The organism is Alicyclobacillus tolerans, assembly GCF_900142255.1.
In the GTDB taxonomy this organism is placed as follows: domain Bacteria; phylum Bacillota; class Bacilli; order Alicyclobacillales; family Alicyclobacillaceae; genus Alicyclobacillus_I; species Alicyclobacillus_I tolerans.
In genome coordinates, this window is sequence record NZ_FRAF01000047.1 from 1 (window position 1) to 4,638 (window position 4,638).

At 48.5% G+C, this 4,638-nt stretch carries 5 protein-coding genes; all 5 read right to left on the minus strand.

Going from position 1 to position 4,638, the window contains the following annotated elements; genetic code table 11:
- Positions 1 to 64: 64 nt before the first annotated feature.
- Entirely contained in the window at positions 65 to 1,291 is a 1,227-nt protein-coding gene (locus tag BUA75_RS15085; RefSeq protein WP_072875417.1) for an IS256 family transposase, read from the minus strand.
- 62 nt (positions 1,292 to 1,353) lie between these two features.
- The gene (locus tag BUA75_RS15090; protein ID WP_242650353.1) at positions 1,354 to 1,545 is read right to left on the minus strand and encodes a hypothetical protein; all 192 of its coding nucleotides are present in this window, start codon (positions 1,543 to 1,545) and stop codon (positions 1,354 to 1,356) included.
- Positions 1,546 to 1,634: 89 nt separating this feature from the next.
- Positions 1,635 to 2,078 (minus strand): very short patch repair endonuclease, encoded by a 444-nt coding sequence (locus BUA75_RS15095; RefSeq protein ID WP_072875418.1) that lies wholly within the window; start codon positions 2,076 to 2,078, stop codon positions 1,635 to 1,637.
- Positions 2,079 to 2,121: 43 nt separating this feature from the next.
- Positions 2,122 to 3,099, minus strand: coding sequence for a restriction endonuclease PLD domain-containing protein (locus BUA75_RS15100; protein ID WP_083574421.1), 978 nt, complete (start codon positions 3,097 to 3,099; stop codon positions 2,122 to 2,124).
- Positions 3,096 to 4,187, minus strand: coding sequence for a DNA cytosine methyltransferase (locus BUA75_RS15105; RefSeq protein ID WP_072875419.1), 1,092 nt, complete (start codon positions 4,185 to 4,187; stop codon positions 3,096 to 3,098). Before BUA75_RS15105 ends, BUA75_RS15100 begins: the two co-directional genes overlap by 4 nt.
- Between the last annotated feature and the right edge of the window lie 451 nt (positions 4,188 to 4,638).

A 4,638-nucleotide genomic window follows, 5' to 3' on the forward strand; every position in this document is an offset into this window, starting at 1 on the left:
GGTAGTGTCCCGTCAAGTGGTGTAAACTGCTTGAGTGCAATCACTGCGTGACATGGATTAAGGATTATTTATGTAAAACCGACGTCGGTGCCAGCAACTCTTGATCCGAGCTTCGGGTCAATTTCGCCATCGACTCTCTGCTAAAGTACCGCCGTGCAACTATCCACTCATCGTTTTGCTCCTCCAGAATTGCTCCTCCGAGGCGTATCACGGAATCTCGGTTGGGGAAGATGCCTACAACGTCGAAACGACGCCGCAGTTCACGGTTTAGGCGTTCTAGCGGGTTTGTGGAGCAGATTTGCTTCCAATGTTCCTTCGGGAATGCCATGTAAGCCAGTACGTCCTCCTCAGCACGCTCCAGCACCTCCATCGCCTTGGAAAACTTCCCCTTCAGTTGCTGGACCACGACCGCTAGCTGCTGTTTCGCTGCCTCCTGAGTTGGCTGTGCAAATATCGTCCGGATAATGGACGAGACCATCGCCTGTGACGACCTGGGCACCTGACTCAGAATGTTACGCATGGTATGAACCCGGCACCTCTGCCAGGTTGCTCCCGTCAAGGCAGATCCGATGGCACTGCGCAGGCCTTCGTGCGCATCACTGATCACCAACTGAACACCACGCAGACCACGGGCAACAAGGCTCCGGATAAAGGTCAACCAAAATGAACCGTCCTCACTGGTACCAATGTCAAATCCCAAGACCTCTCGCTCACCGGTAGCCCTCACGCCGATCGCAATGACAAACGCCATGCTCTGGACACGCCCACCTTCCCGAACTTTGGGAAATGTCGCATCTAACCACAAATACGGGTACGTTCCCTCCAGCGAGCGGTTCTTGAAGCCCTGCACTACATCGTCCAGTTCCTTGCAAATCCGAGATACTTCACTTTTGCTGATGCCCTGAATCCCCATCGACTCAACAAGCTCATCCACTTTTCGGGTGCTCACACCATGAACATACGCCTCTTGAACAACGGAGAGGAGTGCCTTCTCAGCCTTCTTCCTTGGCTCTAGGATGCTGGGGAAGTAGCTTCCCTTACGGAGCTTTGGAATCTGCAGATCAATCGTTCCGACACGAGTATCCCATTCCCTGGTTCGGTACCCATTGCGGCTGTTCGTGCGCTTATCACTGCGTTCATAGCGTTCAGCACCAATGAGGGAACTGACCTCAGCTTCCATCACGGCTTGGGTGAGCACCTTCAGCCCCTCCTTCAAGAAATCAACGTCACCATCTTCCAATCCGATCTTGCGAATTAACTCCAAAAGTGCGATCTTGTCTCTAGAAGCCATCGATGTGCCTCCTCTACTGATTGTTGGTCACTTTTAGTAGATTGCACTCGATGGCTTTCTCGTCAAGACCAAGCCGCTGAATTTACACCACTACCTGAAACTCTAACACCAATAACTTCGCGAAAATCCTTGTCGAACGGGTACTTAGCCAATATCTTAGGTGATGATTCGTCAAGTTTCTCCCAAGCCTCGCTAAGTAACGAACACGATGCAATTACTGAATCAAGGGCACGCTTAAATTCTTCCACGTACATCACCTTACTCTCCAAACTAGAGTTAAGCGTATATTGCTATCTCTGTTGGCATGGTGTTCCGCTTATACGACGATTCGCCAACACTTTTATCAGGTCTTTGTACCATAGCGGCTTTTAATTCCCGTAACGAATGCAAAGATCCTATCTATTGCCCCGTCGAAGTCACACTTGAATTCGTGTTCCCACATCCGCAACAAGTGCCATCCATGCTGGACGTAGTATTCAGTAACCTCCACGTCCCTTAGTCTATTCCGCTCAAGTTTCGCTTCCCAATAATCGCTGTTGGAACGTGGCTTCCTGCCATGCAGTGGGCATCCGTGCCAAAAGCAGGAATCGAGAAAAATCACAATGTGGTACTTCTTGATTGCAAGGTCAGGTTTCCCCATTAGTCCTTTCACATTCTTTCGAAACCGCAAACCTCGTGACCAAAGTTCGTGAGTTACCCGGTTTTCAAAGGACGTGTTTGAGGACCTGATTGCTTGCATGTTTTTGCGCCTATTTTCCTGGTTGAGGTTATCGGTCAGCTTGATCACACCTTAAACTTCCCCAAGGTTGGCACAACTCCACGTCATAACCTTACACTGAGAAATCCATGACATATGTTTCGTCATCGATCTTGTAAAAATCAACATCTGTCCTGCCGTACCTGATCAAATCTTCCTTCGTTATGAAGGCACCGTTCGCCAGTCCAAGCCTGTTTCTAAAATACTCACCCAAGAGGCTGTTGTTGTGCGGTGTATGTATTGCCTTCCCGTTTTGTTGTGCGCGAGTGCATATGAGCACACGATGATCGTCTGTCTGTACCGTAAAATGTACCCCAACGGGAGGAAAGAAGTCCGAGTGATAGATGTCTGCAGTCAACCTAATGTACGCTTGGTTTCGTTCCCGTCCTTCACGTTGTCCCCAATTCAATCCTGACGTCGCAGGTAGATTCCCATTCCTGTCGAGCAGGGAGCATCTTACATGCTCCACGGACATTTCCGTTGTTTCTGCGATTGGTCGGTCTTGGTCGGCGTCCCGTCGAACCATATTTCGTCGTCTGTTGTAATGCTGATCGTTGGAAATCTGTATATACTCATCTACTTCCGGATGGGTGCTGTATATCGAGTCTGAAACCAACTCGTTGAAATAGCTCAAACAGTCTTCAGCGTCACAGATAGCCAGAACTTCTCGTTGGTTGCTAAGAAATGCGTTTTGAGTATAGTTGGCCGAACCGACGAAACCATACAGAGGCTCATCATCTGCTAGCCATGCGTAGACTTTTGAATGCACGGGATACCGATCCAGCATCACGTAACTGCAAGTAAACTGGCCGTTAAACTCACTCTCGGCCAGTTCGATGAACCCAAGATGATTGCTTCTTGAAATGCCATCATTTGGTGTCATCCCGATTATGAGGTTTACCGCAATACCACGACCAACTTCTCGTCTCAACACATCCAAGTGATGAAACGCCATTGCCGCAGTTGCGTAACCCGAAACGATCAGGAGTTTGTTGGCTCCTTGTCGAGCGGGAGTAACAAGCGCACTCTCAAACAAATTCCGTGTTATCAAGCCTCTCGCCCTTCCAAAACCAACCTTGATTCATATAGTCTCACCGGAAAACTTGTAGGTTCGCTCTCATAAGAAACCCCTGCAAAGCTTTTCAAGATAGCCTCAAAAATGATTCTTGCACCGTCTGGCGGCAAAGCCATACCGATTTGCTTCCTCACGCTTTCCTTAGAACCAACAAATGTGTAGCTGTCGGGGAAAGTCTGTAACCTAGCCCGCTCTCTGTTGGTCAGAGCGCGATGTTCTTCCCAGTGATATACGTGTGTTCCACCCCCACCACTGCCCGTAATGGTATAAGCAGGTTTGTTTGGGTCGAGCCGCTTATATATCTGGCTGATCTTTGCTCCGCGAACATTTAATCGCAGGTGCTCTGGCAGATCAGCGGTAAACGCATTTTCCCCGGGGCCGATATAACGGAGCCGTTCAACCACCTGTGGTGCCTGTGCTGTCAATTCGTTGTTTGTAGCATCAGCAGGTATAGGAGGGTTCTCCAGTGCATCTCGGCATGTCCGAGTTATATGTGGAGCCTTAGGAACCCGAAACTGCACCGGCAAGTCATGACGAATTCCCACAATTATAATTCTGTGGCGGGCTTGGGGGATGCCGTATTCTTCAAATTTGTACAAATGCGGATAGATGTTGTACCCCGCATCACACAGTTCCTCTAAGATAAGATCAAAAGCACGACCTTCGTTGGCATTACGCAGTCCGCCCACATTTTCCGCCAAGAACCACTGTGGTCTGAAATGCTTGAGTGCTTTTACCCCATATTCGTATAACGGGCCATAAACCCCATCAATACCTTTTTGTTCACCAACAACGCTGAAATCGTTGCAAGGGAAACCAAATGCAAAAGCGTCAATTGGGGATAAAGTCTCTATTTTAAGCTTTCGAACGTCCTTACAAATGACAGACTCGGGCCTGTCAGGGCAAATGTTCAGACGGTATGTTTCGCAAGTATCCTTATCGTAATCATTCGCCCATTCGTGGGAGATTGTGTACTCCTTACCATCGGCAACAACGCGAGCAGTTATTGCACCAAGCGCAATGCCGCCCGGCCCACAAAACAACTCTCCTAGTCGGAAAGGCATGCACGCCACCCCACTTCACAGTTTATCAATCACTACTTCCAGTTATTCGGCACATACGTTCGTATACCTCTTCTATATCATATCATTTTTTGTCGCATGGAGGCCGATTGAGAAGAAATTCAATGACCAGCGTCCACAACGGTCATGTACTTTATGCTTACCGTGGAGAGCGATATAATCACTGATAATAGCCCTTTCTTGGAGGCTCTTTTCACAACCCCAAACAATAAATATAAAAGGATGATTACACTGAATTTTAACGCTAGAGGATTTACCATAATCGCAAATCAGCCGTTGCAAGTCCAAATTGTTCATAGCACCAAGCCATTTTGGGCGACTCTCCTTAGTTATGGAAGGGTAGTGTCCCGTCAAGTGGTGTAAACTGCTTGAGTGCAATCACTGCGTGACATGGATTAAGGATTATTTATGTAAAACCGACGTCGGTGCCAGC

Excerpts from the sequence above, each read along its gene's own strand:
- BUA75_RS15085 (WP_072875417.1), bottom strand. The coding sequence starts at position 1,291 with ATGGCTTCTAGAGACAAGATCGCACTTTTGGAGTTAATTCGCAAGATC.
- BUA75_RS15090 (WP_242650353.1), bottom strand. The coding sequence starts at position 1,545 with ATGTACGTGGAAGAATTTAAGCGTGCCCTTGATTCAGTAATTGCATCG.
- BUA75_RS15105 (WP_072875419.1), bottom strand. The coding sequence starts at position 4,187 with ATGCCTTTCCGACTAGGAGAGTTGTTTTGTGGGCCGGGCGGCATTGCG.